Genomic DNA, 24,502 nt, shown 5'->3' with positions numbered 1-24,502 from the left:
CGGTACAGAATTGGGCAGGCTGACGGCGGGGGACGGTCATGGGGCAGGCGTCACGGGCATCACAGGTATCGCGGGCATTGTGGGTGGGGATACCCGTGCTTCTGGCGGGGCTCTTCTTCTGGTGGGCCTCGTACGCCACCACGATCATCGTCTGGGAGGGCCGCAAGCTGCTGTCCTGGCTGGCGGCGCCGCTGCTGCTCGTCGCCCTCCTGCTGTCGGCGGGGCTGGCGGTGAAGCTCGTCCGGCGCAAGAGGGGCGCCGGCGGCGGGAGCGCCGGGGTGGTCCTCGGATGGCTGGGCGCCGTCCTCGGGCTGGGCATCGGCATCTGGTGGCTGGTGTACGGGTCGTACCTGCAGGACCGGGCGTACATGCAGAACGTGCAGATCGTGAGCGAGCCGGTGCCCGAACTGGCGGCCCGCGCGCCCTATGTGGTGGGCAAGGCGCAGGCCGCCCCGCACCTCGGAGACGTGACCGGCGAGATCTCCGACATCACGTACCTGCCCGACTCGGACCGGTTCGCGACCCTCGTCGAGCGGCGCGGCTGGCTCTCCGGGTACGAGGTCGGCCTGGAGCAGGACGTCCCGCTCGGCGGCAACAGCCGCAGCCAGCAGCGCTGTTCGTTCGACGTGGACAAGGCCGACGCGAGGATCGGCGGCTGGTTCGGCCACAACCTCGGCCGGAAGATCTCGGCCCTGCAGCGCTGGGTGCGTTTCGACGCCGACGACGCGTACGTGAGCTGCTCGGGAGACACCCCGACCGTGGTCGTCCCCCTCAAGCGCCAGACCGGGCTCCTGGTGGTGACCGAACGGCCCGCCGGAGTCGCGCTCTACAACGGGCGGACCGGAAGGCTCACGATCACCACCGACACGGCCGAGGTGCCCGGCCCGTCCTATCCGCTGAGTCTCGCGGCCCGCCAGCGGGAGGGGACCGCGGCCGTCGGCAGCTTCAGCGACTGGTGGTTCGAGCGCAGCGGCTGGGACGCCTCCGAGGACGGGGCCAACGCGGGCAACGAGTCGGAGTTCACCCTCCGCCACCGCGACGCGAGCGGGCGCAGCGCGTACGTCACCCCCCTCACTCCCCAGGGGGAGGCCAGCTCGGTGGTGGCCGTGTCGACCGTACCGACCCGCCACCAGGGCGGCGGACTCGCCCCGATGACCGTCCACCGGCTCGATCCGACGTGGTCGTCACCCCAGGCGCTGGTCGCGCTGATCAAGGCCGAGTACCGGGACGTCTGCTGCTACAACGACGACCAGGTGTTCGAGGTCGTGCCGACCGGCGGCAGCACGTGGACCGCCACGATCGGCAGCTCGCAGAACATCCGCTACCGGGTCGAGGGCCGGGGCCAGGTGGGCGGACGTGAGGCGACCTGCCTGAAGGCCGCCGACGGAGGCCTCATCAAGTGCGCGTACGCGGCGCCCGGCTCGCCGGAGGAGCAGGAACTCCAGCGCAGGGAGCAGGAGAAGCAGAAACAGCAACAGGCGGTCCAGAGCCCGGGCGGCGGCGCCGCCAAGGACCCGGGCGACCTCACCGCCTACACCCCGGAGCAACTCGCCGACCTCCAACGGCGCGTGTCCGACGAGGTCGTCCGCCGGCTGAAGGGCGGCGGCTAGCGGCGCCCCTCGCAGGAGAGGGCCCGGGCCGGGGCGGGGGCTTCGGAACCCCGCCCCGGCCGGCCGGGAGGTCAGGCGGCGGCCGAAGCCGCCAGGGCCGGAGCTCCTCCCGCGGTGTCGGCGTCCGTATCGGCGTCCGCGAGGAGCGCCAGGAGCGAGGTACGGGCACGCGCGACGCGGGAGCGGACCGTGCCGATCGGGCAGCCGAGCGCGCTCGCCGCCTCGGCGTACGGGAGCCCCAGGACCTGGGTGAGGACGAAGACCTCGCGGCGCTCGGCGGGGATCGTACCCAGCAGCTCCGCGAGGGCGATTCCGTCCTCGAAGCCGGGCAGATCGCGCGGCTGGGCCCGTTCGGCGGCGGTCTGCCAGTCGTCCCGGTCCGAGATCCTGGGGCGGGCCGCCTTGTGGCGGAGGCTGTCGACGACCGTGCGCCGGGCGATCGAGAGCAGCCACGTACGGGCGGAGGAGCGGCCCTCGAAGCGGGGCAGGCTGCCCAGGGCGCGCAGGAAGGTCTCCTGGGTCAGGTCGTCCGCCGACTGCGGATCGGCGCTGAGGTAGGCCACGTAGCGCCGGACGTCACGGTGCAGGGCGCGTACGAAGCGGTCCACCGCGACGGGGTCGCCGTCCCGCGCGGCGAGCGCCAGCAGGGTCGTCGACTCGTCCGGCCCGCCGGTGCGGCGTGCGGGCGCCGTCTCTGCGGTGGTCGGGCGGGGAAGCAGGGCAGGGGTCATCGCCTGATGTCCTTCTGGGAATCCGGAATCCGGGACCGGCTCCGCGTGCGCGCACTGCGGCGCGCGGCGGGCCGGTGAGGGGTACGGCCCGCCGGACGGCGAGGCCGATGACCGAGGCGCGCAGCGGAGCGGCGTCGCGCGCGTCGGTGAGCCGGCTGTCAGATGACAGCGGTCCCGGGAGGCGGTCCCCGTGAGGTGATGGCGTGGACGAGCAGCAGTCCGCGCAGCGGCCGGGCGCGGAGGTCGGGGCCGACGCGCGGGCGCGGACGGTCGGCGGGCACGGGGAGCCGGAAGACACACCGCAGCGGTACGAGCAGCAGACCGGCCAGGGCGCGCAGGACGCGGAACGCGCCCTGCTCCCCGTACGCGAGCCAGAGACCGCAGAGCAGGGCGGCGAGGAGGTGCGCGGCCGCCATGCCGGCCGGTGCGGTGGAGCCGAGGTCGTGGCCGGCGGGCATCGGCATCGGCATGTGCATCTGCGCTTGCATCTGCACGGTCATGCCGCCGGCCATCGCGTGCGCGGCGTGGTGGGCATGCCCGCCCGTGCCGGGCGGCGGCCGGTCAGGCGAGGGGCCGACCGCGGCCTGGGCCAGTGTGAACCCGGTGTGCAGGGCGGCTTGGACGGCCACGGTCGCGGAGGTGACGGCCAGGAGGCCGCGTTCGCGAACGGAGAGGATCCACGCGACCGATCCGGTGGCCGCCACGCCCGCTGCCATCGCCCACCAGGGGACGCTCCTTCCCGACATGAGGAGGTGGCCGAGGGACGCGAGCAGCACGCAGACGGCCGCGAACAACGCGGCCCTGAACGCGCGGCAACATCGACCGGGAGTCATGGCGGGCTCATCGTCGCACCCCTCTCAAGACGGCCACAGAGGGGCGCCGGTAATTGGCACGACCGGACAAAACCATATGTGTCGCACGCCACAACAGCCCTGGGGAACCCGCAGGTTCACCGCTCCGACTCCTGCCCTGGACCCGAACGGGGCCCATGGAAGGGGAGTCGGTGGTGGGGGAGCGGACGGCGACGGTGAAGGCCGCGCAGGCGGCGGAGGGCGGCCGGCTGACGGCGCTGCTCACGAGTGCCATGGCCTTCTCGATGCTCCAGCTGTTCCTGCTCGGCGCGTTCGGCCTGCGCCTCGTGGACGAACTGGGGGTCTCGCCGACCGTCCTCGGCCTGACGACCACGATCGGCTTCGGAACGGCGGCCGTGCTCTCGCCGGTCGGCGGCCGCATGGTGGACCGGGCGGGTCCGCGCCGCTCCCTCGTCGTCCTACTGCTGGTGTCCGCGGCCGCGCTCGCGCTGATCGGCGCAGCGCCCGGGCCGGGTTTCCTCCTCGCCGCCGTGGCGCTCGGCGGTCTGCCGCAGGCTCTGGCCAATCCGGCGACCAACAAGGCGATCCTGGCCGCCGTCCCGCCCGCCCGGCGCGGATCGGTGACCGGGATGAAGCAGTCCGGTGTCCAACTCGGCGCGTTCGCAGCCGGGTTGCCGCTGGCGGCGTTCGCAGGGTGTGTCGGCTGGCGCGGGGCCGTGTGGACGGCCGCCGCCGCGGCCGCGCTGGCCGCCCTCTGGGCGCGGCGCGCCCTGCCCGCCGATCCGCCGGCGAAGGCCGCGGCGCCGGGCGCTTCGCTCGTCCCGCGGGGAGCCATCGCCTGGCTCGCGGTCTTCTCCCTCTTCCTGGGCTGCGGAATCGCCTCGGTCAACACGTACGTGGCCCTTTTCGGCGCCCAGAAGCTCGGCATGGGGCCGACGGCGGCCGCGGCCCTGGTGGCGGTCCTCGGTGTCTCGGGTATCGCCGGCCGGGTGGGCTGGTCGAAGGCGGCCGGACCGGGGCGCGCCGAGTGGCTGCCCGGCGCGCTGGCGGCAGGCGCCGTACCGGCCGCCTGCCTGTTGGCCGCCGCGCTGTACGCCCGGCCGCTGGTCTGGGTCGCGGTCGTCGCCGTCGGGGCCTTCGCCGTCTCCGGCAACGCCGTCTCGATGGTGCTGGTGATGCAGCGGGCCGCCCCCGGCCGGGCCGGCCAGGACTCCGCGCTCGTCGCCGCCGGGTTCTTCGCCGGGTTCGCGGTCGGGCCGCCGCTGTTCGGACTGCTGGCGCAAGCGGGCCGGTACGGGCCGGGCTGGCTGCTGGTCGCCGCCGAGTTCACCGCTGCCGCCGCCGTCGCGACGGCCTGGGCCGTACGGGAACGGCGGCTCGGCCCGCGAACGGAGACCCCGGCGTGACCCCGGTGAACTGGGCGGGCCGGGCACTGGCCGACGTACTCGACCGGGCCGCCGCCACCCGTACCGGGACCGGCGACCGGTTCCCGCTGTACGCCGACCCGGACACCGGCCGCTGGACGACCACCGGCCGCGGGGCCTGGACCGGCGGCTTCTGGGCCGGGCTGCTGTGGCTGCGGGCCCGGCACACCGGGGACGCGGGCGACCGGGCGGCCGCCGCCGCGTGCACGGCACGGCTGGCCGACTGGGTCGAGGCCGACACCGCGACGCGCGGGCTGATCCTCTGGTACGGGACGGCGCTCGCCGGCGGAGATCCCGGGGCGCGGGAGCTGCGGACCCGGGCCGCCAAGGCCGCGCTGGCCGCGCTGGACCCCGAACTGGGGCTGGTGCCCTGGGGGTCGGCCTTCGGCGGCCCCCGGCTGCTGGCCCGGGTCGACGGCGTACCCGGCATGGTGGCGCTGCTCGCCGCAGCGGGCCCGGAGGGCGCACGGGCCGCCGCCTCCCACCTCCACCGGCATCTCGACCTCTGCCTCGGTGCGGGCGGACGCACCGTACCGGCCTGGGAGTTCGACGCCGAGACGGGCTGGCGGGCGTGTGACGAGCCGCCGGCCGGCTGGAGCCGGGGCAGCGCCTGGCTGCTCCTGGCGGTGGCCGACGCCCTGCACCGCCCCGAGGTCGCCCGGAGCGCCCCGGACCGGCTGGAGGCGGCGGCCCAGCGGCTGGCCGACGCGTGGACGCGGCCCTGCACCCCGTTCGTCCCGCTGGCGGACGAGGCGCGGCCGACCGGTCCCCTCGACACCTCCGCCGCCGCCATCGCGGCCGTCGCGCTGCTGAAACTCGCCCGGGTGCCCGGTTGCCCGGCCGCGGCGCAGTACGCGTACCGGGCCGCCGCGGTCCTGGAGCGCCTGGTGGGCGAGCACCTGACCCGGGGCATGCTGCTGGACGGCTGCTACGACGCAGGGAAGGGCATTGCGGTACGCCACGAGCTGGTGTGGGGCGACTTCTTCCTGGCGCTCGGCCTGGCGGCGCTGACCGGGCTGGTCGAGATCGGGGACGTGTAGCAGGCCTTATGCCCCGTCCCTCTCGTACGTCTCGTGCTTCTCGTACGTACGGAGTACCCGGCGGGCCACCGAGGTGATGTGGAGCTCGTCCGGGCCGTCGAGGATCCGGGCCGCGCGGCCGGTGCGGAAGAGCGCCGGCAGCGGGGTGTCGGGACCGAGCCCGGCCGCGCCGTGGACCTGGATGGCCGCGTCCGCGACCTGCTGGAGCATCCGGGCCGCGGCGACCTTGGCCAGCCCCACCTCCACGTGCGCGTCCAGGCCGGCGGCGATCTTCGCCACTGCCTCGTGGACCAGCGGGCGGGTGGTGCGCAGCGCGAGGAGCGCCTCGAACACGTGCCGCTGGACGAGCTGGTGGCCGCCCAGCGGACCGCGCGACCCGGTGCGGGAGTTGGCGCGTGCGCACATCAGGTCGAAGGCGCGCTGGGCCTGGCCGAGCCAGCGCAGGCAGCGCAGGGTGCGCCCCAGCTGGAGCCGTTCCGCGGCGATGGCCAGGGCATTTCCGCGCCGGCCGAGGAGGTGGTCGGCGTCCACCGAGACCCGGTCGAAGTCGACTTCCCACTGGCCGGAGGCCCCGAACACGGGCAGTTCGCGTACGACGCCGAAACCGGGGGAGTCGGTGGCGACCAGCAGGAGGGAGAGGCCCTCGCGGTCCCCGGGCTCCCCGTCGGTCCGGGCGAGCACGGTCACCAGATCGGCAGCGGCCGCTCCCGAGACGAACCACTTGCGGCCGCTGACGCGCCAACCGCCGTCGGGCCGTTCCTCGGCGCGGGTCGCGGTACGGAACGGATCGGTTCCGGGGGTGTCGGGTTCCGTCATGGCGTAGCAGGCACGCAGCTCCCCGGCGGCCAGCCTTCCGGGGTACCGGTCGCGGACCCGGTCGCTGCCGTGCTTCCACAGCATGGCCGTGTCGAGCAGGGGCGCGGAGCCGAGCGCCGCCGGTCCGTGGTCGCTCGCTCCTTCGGCTTCGGCGAGCAGCGCGTATCGCGCCAAGGGGAGCCCCTGGCCGCCGAGTTCCACGGGCAGCGGCAGCGCCCACAGGCCCTCCTGCCTGGCCTGGGCCTGCAACTCCCGCAGGGCCGCGGCGGCGGGCGGGCCGCCCGCGTCGAGTACGGGCTCGCAGGGCATGACCCGGCTCCGGACGAACCGCGTGACCCGCTCTTGCAACTCCCCATCTCCCCAAGGGAGTTCTGCGTAGGCGTGATCCGCATCTCCGTGGCTCTGCACCACTTTCCTCCAACGTGCCGGGAACCCGTGGGAACGGCAGTCCGACTGCCTCCCCGAGGAACTGGTCGGGCGCGCACCCGCACCGGTTCCCGCGTTGCGCACATCCGAGAAGAGGAGAGGCATGGCTTCACCAGCCGTCACCCGCACGGTCCGGCCACTCGAAGGACTGCACCTCGCCGCCTCGGGGCCGCCCGGGCTGACCGGCCTGGCCGCGGAGCACCTGGGGCTCCTCGGCGCGAGAGCGGGAGCAGGAGCAGGAGCGAGAGCGGAGCCGGCCGAACCCCGGGACGGCCGTACGGCGCACATCGCGCTGTCCGGCGGCGACTTCGACCGGCAGGACGCGACCGTCCGCTGGTCGGCGCACCGGTCGAACGGGATGACCGACGAGGCCACGGTCCAGGCGGCCACCGGCATCATGGCCGTGCACGGTCGGCGCGACGGCGCGCCCCGCGGCCTGGCCGTGGACTACGCCGCCACCGCCACGGGCGTACTCGCCGTACAGGGGCTGCTCGCCGGGCTGCTGGCCCAAGCCCGGGGCGGCGGGGCGGCCGGGGTTTCCACGAGCGCCGATCGGGCCGGGCTGCTGGCGGTCTCCCAGTACCTCGCCGCAGCCGGGGCCGACGAGGGAGAGGCCGCCGAACTGGCCCCGGGCGGACCACCCTTCACCTCCGCCGACGGCGTCCTCTTCGAGCTGGAGACCCTCGACCCGGGTGCCTGGGCCGCGTTCTGGCGGGCCCTGGAGGCCCCTTTCGGCGCCGTGCGAGCGGGGTGGCGGCCGTTCCAGTTCCGGTACGCCACCGCCTGCGCCCCCTTCCCGACGGCCCTGCACGACACCGCCCGAACGCACTCCTGGCGGCGGATCGAGGCGGCGGCCGCCGCCTCCGGCGCCGAGGTCTGCCGACTGCGGACCCTCGCCGAGCGCGCGGCCGAACGCGACGGCGCCGCGCCCTGGACCCTCGCCCCGTACGGCTTCGGACACCGGACCCGCGCCACGCACCGCGACCGCGTGGCCCCCGCCCCCGCCCGGCCGCTGGCCGGGCTGACCGTGCTCGAAGCGGGCCGCCGGATCCAGGCCCCCCTCGCCGCCCGCCTGCTGGGCCTCCTCGGCGCCGATGTCGTCCGGATCGAGCCCCCGGGCGGAGACCCCCTGCGCGGGATGCCGCCCGCCTGCTCCGGGATCTCCGCCCGCTGGCTCGCGCTGAACCGCGGCAAGCGGGCCGTCGAGGTGGACATCAAGTCCGCCGCGGACCGGCGCCGACTGCGCCAGATGGCCGCCGGCGCCGACGTCTTCCTGCACAACTGGGCCCCCGGCAAGGCGGCCGCGCTGGGGCTCGACTCCGTCCATCTGGCCGCCGTGAACCCCGCGCTCGTCTACACCTACACGGGCGGCTGGGCGGGCCGCATCCCCGGCGCCCCCATGGGTACGGACTTCATGGTGCAGGCCCGCACCGGCGTCGGCGAAGCCGCCCGCCCTCAGGACGAGGCACCCGCGCCCTCCCTGATGACCCTGCTCGACGTACTCGGCGGACTCCTGGGCGCCGAGGCCGCACTGGCCGGACTGCTCCTGCGCGAGCGGAGCGGCGGAGCGGGCGTCCGCGTCGACTCCTCGCTGCTCGGAGCCGCCGACGTGCTCACCGCCCCGGCCCTGCGCCGGGCGCTGCGCGGGGAGGACCCGCGCCGGCCGGCCGGCTTCCGGCGGCCGCTGCGCACCGCGGACGGCTGGATCGCCCCCACCGACACCTGCGCCCGCGCGGCCGCCGCGTACGACCTGCGCGAACTGCCCACCGCCGAGGCCCTGGCGCAGCTGCGCGCCCACGGCCTGTCCGCGACCCCCGTCACCGCCGAGCCTGCCGACCTGCACCACGACCCGCGCTTCCCCGGCTCGATCAGCCGCGACGCGCACGGTGCCCCCGCCGTTCCCGACCCCTGGAGCTTCGTATGACCGTCGTCCTGCACGACCTGCTGCCCGCCGGCCTCCGCCGTGGCTGGGCGGCCGACGGGATCTGCCCCGACCTCGACCTCTACAGCCTGTTCCGGGCACGCCAGATCGCCGATCTGCACGCCACCGCCGTCGTCGACGCCAAGGGCGAGCTCTGCTACACCGCGCTGGACCGCAAGGTGCGATGTCTGGCCGCCGGCCTCGCCGGCCTCGGCGTACGCCCCGGCGAGGTGGTCGGCGTCCAACTCCCCAACGGCAGGGGCGCGGTCATCGCCGAACTGGCCCTGGCCGCCCTCGGCGCGGTGGCGCTGCCCTTCCCGATCGGCCGGGGGAGCCTGGAGGCGGAAGCCCTGCTGCGCAAGGCGGAGGCCGTCGCGGTCCTCGCCCCCGTCGAACACCGGGGCAGCCACCCCGCCGCCGATCTGCGGGCCCTGGTTCCGGCCCTGCCGGAGCTGCGCCATGTCATCGCCGCCGGGCGGGCCGGCAGCGCGCCTGAAGGAACGATTCCGCTCTCCGGGCTGCTGCGCTGCGACCCGGCCGCGTTCGTGCCCGCCCGGCCCGACCCCGACAGCGCCGCCCGCATCCTCGTCTCCTCCGGCTCGGAGGCGGAGCCGAAGATGGTCGCCTACTCCCACAACGCGCTCGCCGGGGGCCGGGGCAACTTCCTCGCCTCGCTGATGCCCGACGGGACCCCGCCGCGCTGTCTGTTCCTCGTACCGCTCGGGTCCGCGTTCGGGTCCAACGGCACCGCCGTCACCCTCGCCCGGCACGGCGGAACGCTGATCCTGCTCGACCACTTCACTCCGGAGGCCGCCCTCGCCGCCGTACGCGAGCACCGGCCGACGCACATCCTGGGCGTCCCGACCATGGTCCGCATGATGCTGGACCGGTGGGATGGGCGGCCGGACGGCCTCGACCCCGGCGCGGGCGAACTGCCCTCGCCCACCGCCCTGGTCCTCGGCGGCTCGGCCCTGGACGAGACCACGGCCGAGGACGCGGCCCGCGCCTTCGGCTGCCCGGTCGTCAACCTCTACGGCTCGGCCGACGGGGTCAACTGCCACACCGGGCTCGGTGCCGGGTACCCCGGGGCCGAGGCGCACACGGGAGTGGTGGCAGGCCGACCCGACGCCCGCGTCGCGGACATCCACATCGCCGACCCCGACACGCACGAGCAGCTCCCGGACGGCGAGATCGGCGAGATCATCGCGCGCGGTCCCATGACCCCGATGTGCTATGTGGGCTCCCCGGAGCTGGACGCCCGCTACCGCACCCCCGATGGCTGGGTCCGTACGGGAGACCTCGGCCTGATCGACGAGGACGGGGCCCTGCACCTCGTCGGCCGCCTCAAGGACATCGTGATCCGCGGCGGGGCCAACATCAGCCCCGCCGAGGTCGAGCGGGAGCTCGCCTCCCACCCCCGGGTACGGGACGTGGTGTGCGTCGGCATCCCGGACCGGCTGATGGGCGAGCGCCTCGCGGCCTGCGTCGTACCGCGAGGCCCCGAGGCACCCGCCCTCGCATCGCTCGGCGAGCACCTCACCCGCCGCGGGCTCGAACAGCGCAAGCACCCCGAGCGCCTGCTGGTGCTCGCGGAACTCCCGCTCACCCCGGCCGGCAAGCCCGACCGCGCGGCACTCCGCGAGCGGCTGACGCAGCCCGCACGCTCCGCCCCCGCCGCGGCCCCGGCGCCCCCGCTCGCCCACGCGGGCTGACGCGCCCGCAGAACGGCACCGGCACATGCGCAAAGGGTGGGAGGGCGACCGGAGTTGCCCTCCCACCCCTCGTGGGGGTGCCGCGCGCGTCAGGAAGCGCCCGCGGCCTTCTTCAGCTCGGCCGCCGCGTTGCGGTAGACGGGCAGCAGATCGAGGTCAGTGCCCGGGTAGTTGACGATCTCGATCTGCCGGGCGCCCGAATCGGGCAGGACCGTACCGGTCGACATGTGGGCGTTGTCCAGGACCAAGGCGGGCTTCCTCCCCGACAGTTCGGCGAGTTGCGCCGGGGTGACCGCCTCGGGGCCGTACGTGCCGACCGGCGCGGCCCCGGCCAGCCTCGCGGACCAGGTGGTGAACACCTGGCTGACGACCGCCGGGCTCTTCCCGCCCGGCCAGGAAGCCTGGACGTCCTTCGACAGCTTCGCGTACTCGGAGTCGAACGACGCCGTCCACCGCGCGGCGGCCTCCTCGGTGCCGAACAGCTTGCCCAGCCTGGCCACTTCGGCCTTGACCTTGTCGGCGTCGTTGTCGAGGTCCACCTCGACCAGTTCGGCCTTCGAGCCGGCCGCCTCCTTGATCTTCGCCGCGTACGGCTCGAAGGGCGCGTAGAGCACGAAGTCGGCCTTGCCGACGGCGGCCAGGTCGGAGGGCTTGGGGTCGTAGTCCGGGGCGTGGTGTACCGACTGCGGCACGATCACCCTGACGTCCTCGGCCCCGGCGGCCTTGGCGAAGGCCCCCTCCCAGGTGGTGGTGACCACGACGGCCGGTTTTCCGCCGTGGTGGCCGGGTGCGCCGTCCTTCGAAGCGGTGTCGGTGTTGCCGTTGCCGCAGCCGGTGGCGAGAGCCGTCAGGGCCGCGGTCAGTGCGAGGAGGGAAGCGAATCGGACGCGGGTGCGCGCCATGTGCTGGTGCTCCGTTCGGGGATGAGATGGACCGCGAGGACGAGCGCCCCCGCGGTGAGGACGAGGACGGGTCCCGGCGGCCAGTCGAGCCGCAGGGCGAGGAGGAACCCGGTCAGGTTCACGGCCACCCCGATGCCGACCGCCCACGCCGTGATGGACCGCAGCGAAGTGCCCAGGCGGCGTGCCGCCAGTGCCGGCAGCAGGGTGAGGGCGTCGACGAGGAGTGCGCCGGTGAGCTTGATGGCCCCGGCGACCGCCACCGCGACCAGGACCAGCAGTACGGCGGTCAGCGCCCGGACCGGGACGCCCGAACACTGGGCCAGCTCACGGTCGTACAGCAGCAGGGCCACATCGCGCCGCCGCCACCAGAACAGCCCCGGTACGAGGGCCGCCAGCGCGCCGAGCACCACGAGGTCGGCGGTACCCACGGACAGGATCGAGCCCCACAGCAGGGCGAACGCACCGGAGGCGTTGACCCCCGATACGGCCAGGACGAGCAGCGCGGCCGCGATGGCCAGGCTCATCAGCAGGCCCATGGCCCCGGACAGCCCGTCGGGGGTACGGGCGAGCGGCGCCACCCCGGCGCCGGCCAGGGCGCAGGCGACGAGGGCGCACAGCATCGGGTCCAGCCCGGTCAGCAGCCCGACCGCGATGCCCAGCAGGGCGACGTGCATCATCGCGAAGCGCACCGGCATGATGTCGAGCCCGACGATGACCACGCCGATCACCGGCAGGCCGACCGCCGCCAGCAGCAGGGCGAAGCCCGCCCGCTGTACGGGGACCAGCTGGAGCAGTTCGCCGAGATCGGCGCCGGCGAGGATCACGCGACCTCCCGCAGCCGGCCCGCGGCCATCTCCAGCACGCGGTCACAGCGCTGCGCGAGCGCCCGGTCGTGCGTCACCACGACGAGGGTCACCGGCAGGGCGGCCAGTACGTCGGCCGCCTCCTCCTGGCCGTCGAAATCCAGTGCGGCGGTCGGCTCGTCGGCCAGGAGCACCTCCGCCCCCGCCGCCACCGCGCCGATCGCCCGGGCCAGGTACATCCGCTGCAACTGCCCGCCGGACAGCGTGTGCAGCGGCCTGTCGAGCAGTGCGCCGACGCCCAGTTTCCGTGCCGCTTCGGCCGCCTCGGCCGGTGCGCCGCCGCTGGCCAGCAGCTCGTCCCCGAGGAGCGGGAACCGGCCGGCCGCCGGCTTCTGCGGGATCCAGGCGCAGGAGCGCCGCCGCCAGGCCCATTCGGCCGCCGAGGCGGTACCGCGGCCGCCGACCAGGATGCTGCCTGACACCTGGCGGTGCAGCCCGAGTACCGCGCGCAGCAGCGTGGTCTTGCCCGAGCCGTTGGTCCCGGTCAGCGCGACGCGCTCGCCCGGCGCGATCTCCAGGTCCACCTCGGCGACCGCCTCGATCCGGCCGTGGCGGCAGGCGACCCCCCGCATGCGTACGTCCAGCCCGCCCATCCGTCGCCCTCCCGTCGTCCGCGTGCCGGGTGGCTCCCCGCACCCGGAGTTGGTCGGACGCAGGCCGCTCCCGGTTCCGGCGGCGGGCGGCGGATCCGCTTCGGTTCGGGTGGGGACCGGCCCGGGCGGGACGGACCTGCGCGGGAAAGGCCGGGGCGGGCCGTCAGGCCGGGGCAGGTGGCGCCGCCGGGTCCGCGGCCGGGGCGGGCGCCGGATCGGTGCCGCCCTGGTCGAGCCGGAACGGCGGGTACTCGTCCGTCATCAGCGCGGCGTACGCGGCCACGCGCAGCACCCACCGGTGCAGCCCCACGATCAGGTCGAACAGGTCGCGCGGGTACGTCGCGGTGAAGGCGAGCGCCACCACCGCGATGAGGGCCAGCAGCGTGATCAGACCGCCGCCCGCGCACCATCCGTGCCGCATGCCGCCGGTGAAGAAGGCGATGACCAGGTAGTGCGGGATCGCCAGCAGCCACCACTTCACCAGGACCAACGGCCGGGACAGGCGCTCCGGGTAGGCGACCTCCAGGCGTGCCGGATAGCCGGGCTCCGGGCCCAGGCTGAAGGGCGGGTACCGGTCGGTGCCGAGGGCGCCGTACGCGTAGAAGGAGACCCGCCACGACCAGCGGAGCACGCCGACGTTGAAGTCGAACAGGCCGCGCGGATAGCGCCCGGTGAACAGGATCGCGAAGAAGGCGATCACGCTGACCGCGATGAAGGCGATCCAGAGGAAGAACAGCACGATGTAGTGCGGGATCGCCAGGATCCACTTCACCAGCCAGAGCCAGCGCGACAGCGGGCTGTCGAGGTCGGCGCTCACCCTGACCGACCGGTAGTGGGAAGCGTTCGCGGACATGATTGCGTCACCGTCCCGTGTCCGGCGTCGTCGAACCCCCGGGCCTCGTGCCCCTCCATCATCCGTGCCGCACGCGGCAGGCTCCAGTCGGCGTGCCCGGTGTCCGGATGTGACAGACAACCGTCATTGCGGCCATCTGCCCGTCCGGCCAGGATGGACACATGCCCACGCCCCACCGCGTCGTGATCGCGGTCTTCCCCGATGTCGACCTGCTCGACGTCACCGGCCCCGCCGAGGTCTTCGCCCTCGCGAGCCGGGAGGCCGGGCGTCGGCTGTACGACGTACGCCTGGCGGGCCCGGACGGCGGCCAGGTCACGACCTCGGCCGGTGTCCGGCTGGTCACCGACCTCTCCTTCGCCGAGGTCGGCGCCGCCGTGGACACGCTCGTGGTGCCCGGCGCCGTCGAGCTCGCGGAGGAGGGACCGGTCGCGCGCGTCGACGAGGCGGTGGTGCGGTGGGTCGCCGCCACCGCCCCGCACGCCGCGCGCGTGGCCTCGGTGTGCGTCGGCGCCCACCTGCTGGCGGCGGCCGGCCTGCTGGACGGGCGCCGGGCCACCACCCACTGGTCCACGGCGGGCCGGCTGGCGGCCGAGTACCCGCGGGTGGAGGTCGACCCGGACCCGATCTTCGTCCGCTCAGGCCGGGTGTGGACCGGGGCCGGGATCAGCGCCTGCATGGACCTGACGCTGGCCCTGGTGGCCGAGGACCACGGCGAGGAACTGGCCCTGGCGGTCGCCCGGCAGCTGGTCATGTACCTCAAGAGGCAGGGCGGCCAGAGCCAGTTCAGCGTGCCGCTCAGCCGCCCGGCGGCCTCCCGCAGGGACATCGACGCCCTGCGGGTCTACATCGCCGAACACCTCGGCGCGGACCTGTCGGCGGCCGCGCTCGCGCAGCGCATGAGCCTGAGCGAGCGCCATTTCGCCCGTACGTTCCGCAGGGAGCTGGGCACCAGCCCCGCCGCCTACGTGGAGGCCGTACGGGTGGAAGCCGCCCGCCGGCTGCTGGAGACCACCGACCAGCCGCTGGAGCAGGTCGCCGCGGCGGCCGGCCTCGGCTCGGTGGAAACGCTGCACCGGGCCTTCCGCAAGCAGATCTCGACGACCCCGGCCGCGTACCGCCGCCGCTTCCGTACCGCCCACTGACCGCCCGGCGCGACCGCGCGCCGGGCCGCGCTTCGCCATGCCCGCTTCCCGAGAGAAGGACCCCTTCACCATGTCCGCATCCACCGCAGCCGCTGCATCCACCGGGTCCGCGGCACCCGCCGCATCCACCACGAGCAGCGCGTCCGAGTCGCTGCGCGATGTGATCGGCCTGCCCGGCACGCTGCCCCGCCTGGCGGAGTCCGTCCTGGTCATGGTCGACTTCCAGAACACCTACCGCTCCGGTGTGATGGCCCTGGACGGCGCCGAGGAGGCTCTGGCGGCGGGCGCCCGCCTGCTGGCCGCGGCCCGGGCCGCCGGCGCGCCGGTCGTGCACGTCGTCAACGACGGCGGCGAGGGGACCCCGTACGACATCCGGGCCGAGGTCGGCGCCATCAGCGCCGAGGTCGCACCGCGGGAGGGAGAGCCGGTCGTGGTCAAGCAGTTCCCGAACGCCTTCCACGCCACCGAGCTGGAGAGGACCCTGCGGGAGCTGGGCACCGGACCCGACCTGGTGATAGCCGGGTTCATGACGCACATGTGCGTCACTTTCACCGCCCAGGGCGCCTTCAACCTGGGCTACCGCCCGGTCGTCGTCGCCGAGGCCACCGCGACGCGCGCCCTGGCGGCGCCCGACGGCACGCTGATTCCGGCCGCCACCCTCCAGGCGGCCGGCCTCACCACGATCGCCGACCTCTTCGCCCCGGTGGCCCCCACGGTCGACTCCCTCCCGGCCTGACCCGGAACGCGGCAGGGCCCCGGACCGAAACGCTCCGGGGCCCTCCCGGGCACCTCCGCGATGTCCCGGGCGTCCAGCGCGGCCTGGAGGGCGCCGGCGGCGCCCTCGCACTCGGGGTCGCTCGCCGGCTCCGGCGGCAGTGCCTCCGGCGTCAGTGGATGACGCTGAAGCTGCGCCAGGGGAGGCTGACCGGGGCCGTGACGTTCGAGAGCGTGGTGGCGACGTAGATGCCTTCGTTCCCCAAGGGCGTGCTGCAGTCCGCCGTCCGGTACAGCACGACGTCGACGAGGGTGTTGTTCTCCACGTGGGTGGCGCCCTTCGGAAGGGCGATCCTGTGGCATCCGTTCACCGAGGTGTTCGAGTAATTCAGCTCCGCCGGCGAGTCGTGGCTGCGGAACGTCAGCACGCCGACGGTGCTCCGGCCCAGGCCCGAGCAGGCGGTGGCGGTCAGCAGCAGTGCTGCGGCCGCGGTGATGACGCCGATACGCCGGCTGTGGGACATGGCGCGGTCCTCGTCTGTGCGGTGGTGACTGCCTTGCCCACAGCCTGCCCCCGCCGGGCGCGGGCGGCATCCGGTGCTCGGCCGGGCGGATGAACGCGGCCGAGCCGGGAAGGGACTCGGCCATGACCACCGACCTTCGCATCGGCGTCCTCGGATACGGGCTCCGCGGCAGCATCGCGCGGACGGCACACCGGCCCGGCCGCGGCGCGACCGTCACCGCCGTCGCGGATCCCGATCCGCGGGCCCGGGAGGAGGCCGCCGCGGCCTTCCCCGGCGCCCGCGCCGCCCCCGATCCCGCCGCCGTGATCGAGGATCCGGACGTCGACGCCGTCCTCGTCCTGACCCCCGACCACACCCACGCCGACCTGGCCTGCAGGACGCTCGTCACCGGGAAGCCCGTCTTCGTCGAGAAGCCGCTCGCCATCACCGTCGACGGCTGCGACGAGATCCTGCGCACCGCCCGCGCGACGGGCACCCCCCTGTACGTCGGGCACAACATGCGGCACATGCCCGTCGTGCGGATGATGCGCGAGCTGATCGCGGCCGGCGCGATCGGGCGGGTCAGGACCGTCTGGGTCCGGCACTTCGTCGGCTACGGCGGCGACTGGTACTTCAAGGACTGGCACGCCGAGCGCCGCCACACCACGGGCCTGCTGCTCCAGAAGGCCGCGCACGACATCGACGTACTGCACTGGCTGGCCGGCTCCTACACCGACGACGTCCAGGCGATGGGCGACCTGCTGGTCTACGGGGACAACCCGCACCGGCGCGCCCCCGGCGAACCCAAGCCCGACGACTGGTACACGGAGGACGGCCACTGGCCCCCGCACACCCAGCGCGGACTCAACCCCGTCATCGACGTCGAGGACGTCTCGCTGCTCAACCTCCGCCTCGCGGGCGGCGTTCTGGCCGCCTATCAGCAGTGCCATTTCACCCCCGACTACTGGCGCAACTACACCGTCATCGGCGACGCCGGCCGCCTGGAGAACTTCGGCGACGGCCCGGGTTCCGAGGTCCGGGTCTGGAACGCCCGGCGCTCCGGATACCGGGCCGTGCCGGACGCCTCGTACGCCGTCCCCGACGCGCAGGACACGGGCGGGCACGGGGGCGCCGACCCGCTGCTGATCGACGAGTTCCTGCGCTTCGTGCGGCACGGCGGAGCGACGGACACCTCGCCGGTCGCCGCCCGGATGGCGGTCGCGGCGGGCTGCATGGCGACGGAATCCCTGCGCGACGGGGGCACGCCCCGACGGGTACCACCGCTCGATCCGGCCCTGGCGGCGTACTTCGACGAGGGCCAGGTACCGTCCGGGGGCCGTTGAACCGCCACGCCGGCCCCGGCATTTGCCCAAGAGTTCCCCAAGGGCGGGCCCGCCTCCGGATCCCCGGCCGCGGGGGGCCTAGCTTGGGCCCGCATGAGCGTCCTTGCCGAGCAGCACCGGGCCGACGGGACTCCTGGGCGGCGTCGCCTGGTACGGGGCGCCCTCACCGGGGCCCTGGCCCTGGGCGCCGGACTGGCCGCCGGCGGCGGCTCCACCGGCGGCTCCACCCGGACCGGCTTGAACGGTCCGCGGCCCGACACGCCCGAGGCGGCGCTGCTGGAGCTGTCGGTCGGCAACGCCCGCTGGCGGACCTTCCACGAGCGGCATCCCGACGCCACCCGGACCGTACGGCAGGCGCTGGTCGGGGGACAGCATCCGTTCGCCGTCATCCTGGGCTGCGTCGACTCCCGCGTTCCGCCGGAGCTGGTCTTCGACCAGGGGCTGGGCGACCTGATGACCGTGCGGTCGGCCGGTGAGGTGCTGGACGACGCCGTGCTCGGAAGCATCGCGTTCGGGGTCGTGGAGCTGGCCATTCCGCTGGTGGTGGTGCTCGGGCACCAGTCCTGCGGGGCCGTGACCGCCGCGGTCCGCGCCGCCGAGGGGCTGGAGCAGCTGCCCGGACACCTGCGCTACCTGGCGGAGCAGATCCGTCCGGCCGTCGACCGCACGCTGAGCAGGGACGCGCGCGTCGATGCGGCGGTCACCCAGAACGTCCGGCTCGTCCGCTCCCGGCTGGCGGCGGAGCCCGATCTCGCCGCCCGGGTCGCGGCCGGAAGGCTGGCCGTGGTGGGAGCACGGTACGAACTCACCAGCCAGCGGGTGCGCCGGATTCGCTGAGCAGATCTCCAGGTCCCGGTGTACGCAGTCAGGACGGGTCGGTCTCCTCCGGGTCCGGCAGCGCCTGCTCCGACCAGATGACCTTTCCCTCCGGCGTGTACCGGGCCCCCCAGCGGCGGCTGAGCTGGGCCACCAGGAAGAGGCCGCGACCCCCCTCGTCGGTGGTCTGGGCGTAGTGCAGCCGCGGCGAGCTGCTGCTGCCGTCGAAGACCTCGCAGGTCAGCACCCGGTCGTGCAGGAGCCGTACGCGGACCGGCTCGGCGCCGTGCCGGATCGCGTTAGTGATCAGCTCGCTCAGCACCAGCTCCGTGCCGAAGGTGAGCTCCGACAGGCCCCACTCCTCCAGCTTCTCCATGGCGAGGGCCCGCATGGCCCCGACCGCACTCGGCTCGAACGGGACCTCCCACTCGGCGATGCGCTCCGCAGGCAGCGCAGACGTCCGTGCGACCAGCAGGGCGACGTCGTCGCGCGGACGCACCGGCAGCAGTTCCGCCAGGACCTCCCGGCAGGTCTCCTCCGGGCTGCGGTCCGCGTGCGCCAGGGCCGAGCGGAGCAGTACGAGCCCCTCGTCGATGTCGCGGGCGCGGTCCTCGATCAGTCCGTCGGTGTACAGCACCAGCTGGGTTCCCTCGCTCAGGTCCAGCTCCGCCGACTCGAAGGGGAACCCGCCGAGCCCCAGCGGCGCGCCCGCGGGCAGCTCCGGGATCTCCACCGTGCCGTCGGGGCGCACCACGGCCGGGGGCATGTGGCCGGCCCGTGCGACCGTGCAGTGCTGGGTCACCGCGTCGTACACGGCGTACAGGCAGGTGGCCCCGATCAGGCCGCCCTCGGCGCCGTCGCCGCCCGCCACGCTCTGGTCGATGTACTGGACGAGGTCGTCGAGGCGGGCGAGGAGCTCGTCGGGCGGCAGGTCCAGGGACGAGAAGTTCAGTACGGCCGTACGCAGCCGCCCCATGGCCGCGGCGGCGTGCAGACCGTGCCCGACGACGTCGCCGACGACGAGGGCGACGCGGGCGCCCGGGAGCGGGATCACGTCGAACCAGTCGCCGCCCACCCCCGACTGCGCGGGCAGGTAGTAGTGCGCCACCTCCACGGCGCTCTGCTCGGGCAGGTCGCGCGGCAGCAGGCTGCGCTGGAGGGTCACGGCCAGGGCGTGCTCGCGCGTGTACCGGCGCGCGTTGTCGATGCTGACCCCGGCGCGGGCGACGAGCTCCTCCGCCAGCGAGAGGTCCTCTTCGTCGAAGGGCTCCTTCTCGGAGCGCCAGAAGTTGACCAGGCCGAGGACGACCCCGCGGGCCTTGACCGGTGCCGTGATCAGGGAGTGGACTCCGAACTCGACGATGGCCCGGGCCCGGGGCGGGTCCTGGGCGTGCCACCCCGGCGCGTCGGCCAGATCGGTCACCATCTCGGCGCGGCCGCTGTTGAGCCCGCGCGCCTGCGGTGTGGTGGACACGAAGTCGATCAGCCGGCCGCGCGGGTAGAGCGGGACGTCGTCCCGGATGCCGCTCACCCCGGTGCGCCGCAGGTCGGCCTTGAGGGCGGTGGGCTCGTCGCCGAGGAGGACGGGTTCCGCCAGGTCGACGGTGACGTAGTCCGCGAAGCGCGGTACGGCGACGTCCGCGAGCTCCTGGGCCGTCTGCTCCACGTCGAGGGTGGTGCCGACGCCGACCCCCGCGTCGTACAGCAGCCGGAGCCGTTTGCGGGCCGCCTCGGCCCGGGTGCTGAGCACCTGCATCTCCGTGGAGTCCCGGATGGTGACGGCCGTGCCCTCGGACCTGCCGCCGCGGCGGGTCGGGCGCTGGTTGACGACCAGCAGCCGGTCCCCGGCCTCGTGCACCTCGTCGGTGGCCTCCCGGCCGGACAGCAGGAGGTCGGCCATCTGCCGGTCGAGTCCGGACAGCTCCCGGATGTGCTGCCCCTCGGCGTCGGGCGGCAGTCTGAGCAGACGTTTCGCCTCGTCGTTGGCGAGGAGGAGACGGCCGCCGCCGTCGGTGATCAGCACGCCCTCGCGCACGGAGTGCAGCACCGCGTCGTGGTGCTCGTACATGCGGGTCATTTCGAGGGGGCCGAGGCCGCGGGTCTGGCGGCGCAGGCGCCTGCTGATCAGCGCCGCGCCGGCGGTGGCCAGGGCGAGGCCGATCGCGCTGGTGCCGAGGATGAGGGGCAGTTGCCGCTGGAACACACCGGTGACGTTCTTCACCGTGAGGCCGGCCGACACCAGTCCCACGACAGGGCCGCCGTCCTTGTAGGGGTCGGCGAAGACGGGCACCACGGCCTGGATCTCCTGGCCCAGGGGGCCCTTCACGCTCTCGGTGTACACCTGGCCGGCCAGCGAGGGCGCGATGGTGCCCACGAACTGTTTGCCGATGCGGTCGGGGAGCGGATGGGTGTAGCGGATCCCCTGGTCGTTCATCACGACGATGAAGTCCACCCCGGCGTCCTTGCGCGTCACCTCGGTGAGCGGCTGGAGGATCTTGGAGGGGTCGGGGGCGAGGAGGGCCTGGCGCAGCCCGAGCGAATGGGCGAAGGTCTGCGCGACCGCCACCGAGCGGGTCCGGGCCTCCCGGTCCACGTCGTGCCGGGACTGGAGTACGAGGGCCAGTACCGCACCGGCGGCGAGCAGCACCACGATCGCCACCTGGAGGACGAATACCTGTCGGGCGACGCTGCGCGGGCGCTTTTGGCTCAGTGACCGCACCGACGTCCCCGGCACGGGTTGCAAGGATGGGTCACGAACCATTTGTAGCACTGTCGGTGGTCCGGGGCCGGGAGAGCCGCCACCGCCGCGTCCGGGCGCGCCGTCAGTCGGTCCGGCTCTCCCGCCAGGTCCTGAGCACCTCGTCGACGTCGAATTCGGCGAGGTGGAGGGGCGGTCCCGGCGGCGGGCGGCGCAGGGCCGCGCGGATCTTCTCGTTGATCCCGGTGAGGATGGACCGCACCTGGCGTTCCGAGCGGGCGGCGTGGACCGCCTCCAGGGCGTCCTCGGCCTCCTTGCGCAGGGCGAGCGCGGGCGGCAGGGCGGCGAACCCCTCGCGGTGCATCTTGTCCTTGATCCACCACTGCTCGTCGTACGGGGCGTCGATCGAGGCCAGGGGCTTGCCGTAGCCCGGGAGCTGCTCGAACTCGCCGCGCTCGGCGGCCTCCCGGATCTGCCGGTCCACCCAGGACTCGAAGTTGACGCCCGGTGGCTTGCGGTCGGTCACGACTGCTCCTCTCGTCCGTGCGCCCAGCCTATCGCCGGGGTGCCGGGCCCCGGGGCGAAATACGGCAGGGGCCGCTGACCGCAGATTTATCTTGACGTCAAGATTGATTTCCGGCAGGCTACCGCGAAGTATCTCGATGTCGAGATACTTCGGCGGGGGATGCGGAGGCCCGGGATGATCTGGCGGCGCGGCGTGGGGAAGCGGGAGGACCGGGCACACCGGAAGGACCCGGGGGACCGGAAGGGCGGGACCGGGCTGCTGGCGCAGCTGCGCCGACCGCCCGGCGGGCGCGACGCACGGATCATGCTCTTCGCCCAGCTGCTTGACCGCACCGGGACCGGGGTGTGGGCCGCGTCCTGCGTCCTCTTCTTCACCTTCGTGGCCGGCCTGGACGGGCGGCAGCTGGGCCTGCTGCTGGGTGCGGCGGGCGTGGCGGGCATCGCGGGCTCACCGCTGGCCGGCCATCTCGCCGCCCGGTTCCCCGTACGCACGCTGCTGATCGGCTGTCACCTGCTGCGCATGGTCGCGATCTGCGCGCTGCTCGTGTTCACCCGCTTCGAGGTGCTGCTGCTCGTGGTCGCCGTCACCTCGCTCGGCGACCGGGCGGCCAAGATGCTGGAGATGCTGTTCGCCACGCGGGCGGCGGGTGAGCAGCGCGGCACGTACCAGGCGCTGTCGCGCAGCGTGGCGAACGCCGGGTACGCGCTCGGCGCGGGACTCGCCGCCATCGGCCTCGCGGTGGGCACGCGCGGGGCCTACCAGGTCCTGATCCTCGGCAACGCGCTGTCGTTCCTCGTGGCCGCGGCGCTCGTGTGGCGTACCCGGGAACAGCGCCACGGGCCGGGGCACGGTCTCGGGAGCGGAAGCGAGGGCGGGGGAGGGGGCGCGGACGCGGAGCCCGCGGGCACGACCGACACGGACCGCCCGGCCGCCGCGAACCCTTGGCGGGACCGCGGCTACCTCCGGTTCGTCCTCCTCGACATCCCGCTGTGCCTGGACGACTCGATCCTGGGGGTGGGGCTGCCGCTGTGGCTGGTCGGGCACACCGACGCCCCGCACGCCGTGGTCCCGGCCTTCCTCTTCGTCAACACCGTGCTCGTCGTCGCCCTCCAGATGACCGTGTCGGCTCGGGTCCGGCGGCCGCGCCAGGCCGCCGGAGCCGCCCGGCTGTACGGACTGACCCTGCTCGGATGCTGCACGCTCCTGGCCCTCACCCCCGAACACGGGGCATGGGCCGCCTCGATCGCGCTGCTGACCGCCGCCGTGCTGGCCACGGCCGCGGAGCTGCTGCGCTCCGTGAGCTCCTGGGAGCTGGCCGTCTCCCTGGCACCCCGGGAGGCGAGGGCCTCGTACCTGGGGGTGGCGGGCATGTCCCAGTCCATCCAGAAGTCCGCCGGGCCGCTGCTGCTGACCGGCGTGGTGATGGCGGCCGGACCGGCGGGCTGGCTGGTGCTCGGGGCGGCCGTCGCGGGGGTCTCCGTCGTCCAACGGCGGACCGGTCTGCGGCGCTTGGCCGCCATGGAGCGTTCGGCGGCCGCGCGCGCCGTACCGGTCGCCTCCCGTACGCCGACGGGGAGTGATCCCGCGCCGGTGCCCTGACACCGCCTCCGGCCGGGCCATCGGATGGCGGAGGCACGGTGTTTTCTCCCCCGGCCTGGGTAGGCGGCCCCCATGAGCGAGGACACCCGCACGCTGATCCTCGGCGGCGGGACGCACAGGGCCGTCACCCGGTGCCGGGACTTCACCCGGCGCGCACTGGCCGACTGGCAGTGGATCGCCGACGCGGGCGACGGGGAGGGCCCGTACGACCCGGACCGGCAGGAGGCCGCCGAAGACGTCCTCCTGCTCGTCTCCGAGCTGGTCGGCAACGCCTGCCTGCACGCGGGCGGCCCCCGTGAACTGGTGCTGCGCCGCAGCCCCTCGCGGCTCCGGATCGAGGTCGGCGACGGGAGCCCCGAGCACCCCCGTCGCCTGCGCAACACCGGGCCCGCCTTTCCCGGCGGCCACGGCCTGCTCATCCTGGAGCGCCTCGCCCGGAGTTGGGGCTGCGAGCCCTACGGCGACGGGCGGCCCGGCAAGACGGTGTGGGCGGAAGTCCCTACGCCGCTCACGGCCGCGTAGGCGCGGACTCCTCCGGCGGATCCTCCAGCAAGCCCGCCCGCAGCGCGGTCAGCGTCCGGTTGAGCAGCCGCGAGACGTGCATCTGCGACAGCCCCAACCGCTCGCCGATCTCGGACTGGGTCAGCCCGTCGCCGAAGCGCAGGGAGAGCAGGGTGCGCTCCCGCTCGGGCAACTCCGCCAGGAGCGGCTTGAGCGACTCCAGGCACTCGATCGTGTCGTACGCCGTCTCCTCCGCGCCGAGCGAGGGCCGGTCGGCGTACGCGTTGTGGTCGCCGTCCTCCTGGGCGGGCGCGTCCAGGGAGCGCGCGGAGTACGCGTGCGCCGCCTTCTGCCCCTCCACGAGCTCCTCGGGCGTGACGCGCAGACGACCCGCCAGCTCGGCTTCCGTGGGCTCGCGCCCCAGGTCCTGCTCCAGCGCGTCGTGCGCCTTCGCGGCGTCGATCCGCAGCTCCTGCAGCCGCCGGGGCACCTTGACGGCCCAGCTGGTGTCGCGGAAGAACCGCTTGATCTCGCCGACGATGGTCGGCATCGCGAAGGTCGTGAACTCCACCCCGCGCTCCGGGTCGAACCGGTTGATCGCCTTGATCAGGCCGATCGTCCCGACCTGGACGATGTCCTCCATCGGCTCGCTCCGGCCGCGGAAACGGCGGGCGGCGTATTTCACCAGGCTGAGGTTGAGCTCCACGAGGGTGTTGCGCACGTACGAGTACGCTGCGCTGCCCTCGTCGAGGCTCCGCAGCCGGTGGAAGAGGGCCCCCGACAGCGCCCGGGCCTCGCCGGTGCTCACACTCAGCGGGTCCTGCGGAATGCTTTCGGTGACGTCTGCGTAGGGCATCTCGGCTCCTCCGACGGGTGGTCGCGCCGCATCGGTGCGGCACGGCCGTCTCGTGAGCTGTTCTCGGTACATATACCCCCCTCCCCGCCGGATGAAGCCGC

The 24,502-nt window shown here is 74.3% G+C and carries 22 protein-coding genes; 11 read left to right on the top strand and 11 right to left on the bottom strand.

The annotated features are described in order from the left end of the window. Positions 1 to 95 precede the first annotated feature (95 nt). The gene (locus ACIBAD_RS16100; protein WP_398907202.1) at positions 96 to 1,610 is read left to right on the top strand and encodes a hypothetical protein; all 1,515 of its coding nucleotides are present in this window, start codon (positions 96 to 98) and stop codon (positions 1,608 to 1,610) included. A 71-nt stretch (positions 1,611 to 1,681) separates the two neighbouring features. Here the strand turns inward: ACIBAD_RS16100 and ACIBAD_RS16095 are convergent, their stop codons facing one another. Both ACIBAD_RS16095 and ACIBAD_RS16090 read right to left on the bottom strand, forming a co-directional pair. Then, positions 1,682 to 2,341: a sigma-70 family RNA polymerase sigma factor gene (locus ACIBAD_RS16095; RefSeq protein WP_134069352.1), complete on the bottom strand. Its 660-nt coding sequence runs from the start codon at positions 2,339 to 2,341 to the stop codon at positions 1,682 to 1,684. Positions 2,342 to 2,499: 158 nt separating this feature from the next. After that, positions 2,500 to 3,174 (bottom strand): hypothetical protein, encoded by a 675-nt coding sequence (locus ACIBAD_RS16090; RefSeq protein WP_398907199.1) that lies wholly within the window; start codon positions 3,172 to 3,174, stop codon positions 2,500 to 2,502. Between the two features lie 173 nt (positions 3,175 to 3,347). Here ACIBAD_RS16090 and ACIBAD_RS16085 point away from each other — a divergent pair, with 173 nt between their 5' ends. Further along, on the top strand, positions 3,348 to 4,559 hold the full coding sequence (locus tag ACIBAD_RS16085; protein WP_398907197.1) for an MFS transporter: 1,212 nt from the start codon (positions 3,348 to 3,350) through the stop codon (positions 4,557 to 4,559). Further along, entirely contained in the window at positions 4,556 to 5,617 is a 1,062-nt protein-coding gene (locus tag ACIBAD_RS16080; RefSeq protein ID WP_398907195.1) for a sugar ABC transporter permease, read from the top strand. The genes ACIBAD_RS16085 and ACIBAD_RS16080 overlap by 4 nt, the downstream gene beginning before the upstream one ends. 6 nt (positions 5,618 to 5,623) lie before the next feature. Here ACIBAD_RS16080 and ACIBAD_RS16075 read toward each other — a convergent pair whose 3' ends face one another. Beyond that, the gene (locus ACIBAD_RS16075; RefSeq protein ID WP_398907193.1) at positions 5,624 to 6,781 is read right to left on the bottom strand and encodes an acyl-CoA dehydrogenase family protein; all 1,158 of its coding nucleotides are present in this window, start codon (positions 6,779 to 6,781) and stop codon (positions 5,624 to 5,626) included. Positions 6,782 to 6,962: 181 nt separating this feature from the next. On the opposite strand from ACIBAD_RS16075, the gene ACIBAD_RS16070 reads away from it, so the two are divergent. Together ACIBAD_RS16070 and ACIBAD_RS16065 are read left to right on the top strand one after the other, a co-directional pair. Beyond that, entirely contained in the window at positions 6,963 to 8,783 is a 1,821-nt protein-coding gene (locus ACIBAD_RS16070) for a CoA transferase (RefSeq protein ID WP_398907191.1), read from the top strand. After that, positions 8,780 to 10,492 (top strand): class I adenylate-forming enzyme family protein, encoded by a 1,713-nt coding sequence (locus ACIBAD_RS16065; RefSeq protein ID WP_398907189.1) that lies wholly within the window; start codon positions 8,780 to 8,782, stop codon positions 10,490 to 10,492. Before ACIBAD_RS16070 ends, ACIBAD_RS16065 begins: the two co-directional genes overlap by 4 nt. 89 nt (positions 10,493 to 10,581) lie before the next feature. On the opposite strand, the gene ACIBAD_RS16060 is transcribed toward ACIBAD_RS16065, so the two are convergent. From ACIBAD_RS16060 to ACIBAD_RS16045, 4 genes are all read right to left on the bottom strand, one after another. After that, complete coding sequence (locus tag ACIBAD_RS16060; protein WP_398907187.1) at positions 10,582 to 11,394, bottom strand: ABC transporter substrate-binding protein; 813 nt, start codon at positions 11,392 to 11,394, stop codon at positions 10,582 to 10,584. After that, positions 11,352 to 12,218, bottom strand: a complete 867-nt coding sequence (locus ACIBAD_RS16055) for a metal ABC transporter permease (RefSeq protein ID WP_134069342.1) — start codon at positions 12,216 to 12,218, stop codon at positions 11,352 to 11,354. The genes ACIBAD_RS16060 and ACIBAD_RS16055 overlap by 43 nt, the downstream gene beginning before the upstream one ends. Further along, positions 12,215 to 12,850 (bottom strand): metal ABC transporter ATP-binding protein, encoded by a 636-nt coding sequence (locus ACIBAD_RS16050; RefSeq protein ID WP_398907184.1) that lies wholly within the window; start codon positions 12,848 to 12,850, stop codon positions 12,215 to 12,217. The genes ACIBAD_RS16055 and ACIBAD_RS16050 overlap by 4 nt, the downstream gene beginning before the upstream one ends. Positions 12,851 to 13,013: 163 nt before the next feature. Then, positions 13,014 to 13,703 carry a DUF4389 domain-containing protein gene (locus tag ACIBAD_RS16045; RefSeq protein ID WP_398907182.1) on the bottom strand — a complete coding sequence of 230 codons (690 nt, stop codon included), beginning with the start codon at positions 13,701 to 13,703 and terminating at the stop codon, positions 13,014 to 13,016. A 161-nt stretch (positions 13,704 to 13,864) separates the two neighbouring features. Between ACIBAD_RS16045 and ACIBAD_RS16040 the strand changes: the two genes are divergently transcribed. Both ACIBAD_RS16040 and ACIBAD_RS16035 read left to right on the top strand, forming a co-directional pair. Next, complete coding sequence (locus ACIBAD_RS16040; RefSeq protein ID WP_134069336.1) at positions 13,865 to 14,845, top strand: DJ-1/PfpI family protein; 981 nt, start codon at positions 13,865 to 13,867, stop codon at positions 14,843 to 14,845. A 70-nt stretch (positions 14,846 to 14,915) separates the two neighbouring features. Then, positions 14,916 to 15,581 carry an isochorismatase family protein gene (locus ACIBAD_RS16035; RefSeq protein ID WP_398907179.1) on the top strand — a complete coding sequence of 222 codons (666 nt, stop codon included), beginning with the start codon at positions 14,916 to 14,918 and terminating at the stop codon, positions 15,579 to 15,581. 151 nt (positions 15,582 to 15,732) lie between these two features. Here ACIBAD_RS16035 and ACIBAD_RS16030 read toward each other — a convergent pair whose 3' ends face one another. After that, a complete protein-coding gene (locus ACIBAD_RS16030) occupies positions 15,733 to 16,083 on the bottom strand; it encodes a hypothetical protein (RefSeq protein WP_134069332.1) in 351 nt (116 codons plus the stop codon). Positions 16,084 to 16,205: 122 nt separating this feature from the next. Between ACIBAD_RS16030 and ACIBAD_RS16025 the strand changes: the two genes are divergently transcribed. Together ACIBAD_RS16025 and ACIBAD_RS16020 are read left to right on the top strand one after the other, a co-directional pair. Next, positions 16,206 to 17,405, top strand: coding sequence for a Gfo/Idh/MocA family protein (locus ACIBAD_RS16025; protein ID WP_134069329.1), 1,200 nt, complete (start codon positions 16,206 to 16,208; stop codon positions 17,403 to 17,405). Positions 17,406 to 17,498: 93 nt separating this feature from the next. Next, on the top strand, positions 17,499 to 18,242 hold the full coding sequence (locus ACIBAD_RS16020; protein ID WP_398907176.1) for a carbonic anhydrase: 744 nt from the start codon (positions 17,499 to 17,501) through the stop codon (positions 18,240 to 18,242). Between the two features lie 28 nt (positions 18,243 to 18,270). Here ACIBAD_RS16020 and ACIBAD_RS16015 read toward each other — a convergent pair whose 3' ends face one another. Both ACIBAD_RS16015 and ACIBAD_RS16010 read right to left on the bottom strand, forming a co-directional pair. Continuing rightward, positions 18,271 to 20,982, bottom strand: coding sequence for a SpoIIE family protein phosphatase (locus tag ACIBAD_RS16015; RefSeq protein ID WP_398907174.1), 2,712 nt, complete (start codon positions 20,980 to 20,982; stop codon positions 18,271 to 18,273). A 61-nt stretch (positions 20,983 to 21,043) separates the two neighbouring features. Then, on the bottom strand, positions 21,044 to 21,445 hold the full coding sequence (locus tag ACIBAD_RS16010) for a DUF1992 domain-containing protein (RefSeq protein WP_134069325.1): 402 nt from the start codon (positions 21,443 to 21,445) through the stop codon (positions 21,044 to 21,046). 174 nt (positions 21,446 to 21,619) lie between these two features. Here ACIBAD_RS16010 and ACIBAD_RS16005 point away from each other — a divergent pair, with 174 nt between their 5' ends. After that, positions 21,620 to 23,044, top strand: coding sequence for an MFS transporter (locus tag ACIBAD_RS16005; protein ID WP_398907172.1), 1,425 nt, complete (start codon positions 21,620 to 21,622; stop codon positions 23,042 to 23,044). Positions 23,045 to 23,116: 72 nt separating this feature from the next. After that, complete coding sequence (locus tag ACIBAD_RS16000; protein ID WP_134069320.1) at positions 23,117 to 23,566, top strand: ATP-binding protein; 450 nt, start codon at positions 23,117 to 23,119, stop codon at positions 23,564 to 23,566. On the opposite strand, the gene ACIBAD_RS15995 is transcribed toward ACIBAD_RS16000, so the two are convergent. Beyond that, on the bottom strand, positions 23,553 to 24,401 hold the full coding sequence (locus ACIBAD_RS15995) for an RNA polymerase sigma factor SigF (protein WP_134069318.1): 849 nt from the start codon (positions 24,399 to 24,401) through the stop codon (positions 23,553 to 23,555). The genes ACIBAD_RS16000 and ACIBAD_RS15995 overlap by 14 nt on opposite strands. Positions 24,402 to 24,502 lie beyond the last annotated feature (101 nt).

It is taken from the genome of Streptomyces sp. NPDC051109 (assembly GCF_044455885.1).
Classification (GTDB): domain Bacteria; phylum Actinomycetota; class Actinomycetes; order Streptomycetales; family Streptomycetaceae; genus Streptomyces.
This window is presented reverse-complemented; position numbering and strand designations above follow the sequence as displayed.

What these genes read in the sequence shown, in the direction of transcription:
- ACIBAD_RS16095 (WP_134069352.1), bottom strand. Translation starts at nt 2,341, where the DNA reads ATGACCCCTGCCCTGCTTCCCCGCCCGACCACCGCAGAGACGGCGCCC.
- ACIBAD_RS16090 (WP_398907199.1), bottom strand. Translation starts at nt 3,174, where the DNA reads ATGACTCCCGGTCGATGTTGCCGCGCGTTCAGGGCCGCGTTGTTCGCG.
- ACIBAD_RS16070 (WP_398907191.1), top strand. Translation starts at nt 6,963, where the DNA reads ATGGCTTCACCAGCCGTCACCCGCACGGTCCGGCCACTCGAAGGACTG.
- ACIBAD_RS16065 (WP_398907189.1), top strand. Translation starts at nt 8,780, where the DNA reads ATGACCGTCGTCCTGCACGACCTGCTGCCCGCCGGCCTCCGCCGTGGC.
- ACIBAD_RS16060 (WP_398907187.1), bottom strand. Translation starts at nt 11,394, where the DNA reads ATGGCGCGCACCCGCGTCCGATTCGCTTCCCTCCTCGCACTGACCGCG.
- ACIBAD_RS16050 (WP_398907184.1), bottom strand. Translation starts at nt 12,850, where the DNA reads ATGGGCGGGCTGGACGTACGCATGCGGGGGGTCGCCTGCCGCCACGGC.
- ACIBAD_RS16045 (WP_398907182.1), bottom strand. Translation starts at nt 13,703, where the DNA reads ATGTCCGCGAACGCTTCCCACTACCGGTCGGTCAGGGTGAGCGCCGAC.
- ACIBAD_RS16040 (WP_134069336.1), top strand. Translation starts at nt 13,865, where the DNA reads ATGCCCACGCCCCACCGCGTCGTGATCGCGGTCTTCCCCGATGTCGAC.
- ACIBAD_RS16035 (WP_398907179.1), top strand. Translation starts at nt 14,916, where the DNA reads ATGTCCGCATCCACCGCAGCCGCTGCATCCACCGGGTCCGCGGCACCC.
- ACIBAD_RS16030 (WP_134069332.1), bottom strand. Translation starts at nt 16,083, where the DNA reads ATGTCCCACAGCCGGCGTATCGGCGTCATCACCGCGGCCGCAGCACTG.
- ACIBAD_RS16025 (WP_134069329.1), top strand. Translation starts at nt 16,206, where the DNA reads ATGACCACCGACCTTCGCATCGGCGTCCTCGGATACGGGCTCCGCGGC.
- ACIBAD_RS16020 (WP_398907176.1), top strand. Translation starts at nt 17,499, where the DNA reads ATGAGCGTCCTTGCCGAGCAGCACCGGGCCGACGGGACTCCTGGGCGG.
- ACIBAD_RS16015 (WP_398907174.1), bottom strand. Translation starts at nt 20,982, where the DNA reads ATGGTTCGTGACCCATCCTTGCAACCCGTGCCGGGGACGTCGGTGCGG.
- ACIBAD_RS16005 (WP_398907172.1), top strand. Translation starts at nt 21,620, where the DNA reads ATGATCTGGCGGCGCGGCGTGGGGAAGCGGGAGGACCGGGCACACCGG.
- ACIBAD_RS16000 (WP_134069320.1), top strand. Translation starts at nt 23,117, where the DNA reads ATGAGCGAGGACACCCGCACGCTGATCCTCGGCGGCGGGACGCACAGG.
- ACIBAD_RS15995 (WP_134069318.1), bottom strand. Translation starts at nt 24,401, where the DNA reads ATGCCCTACGCAGACGTCACCGAAAGCATTCCGCAGGACCCGCTGAGT.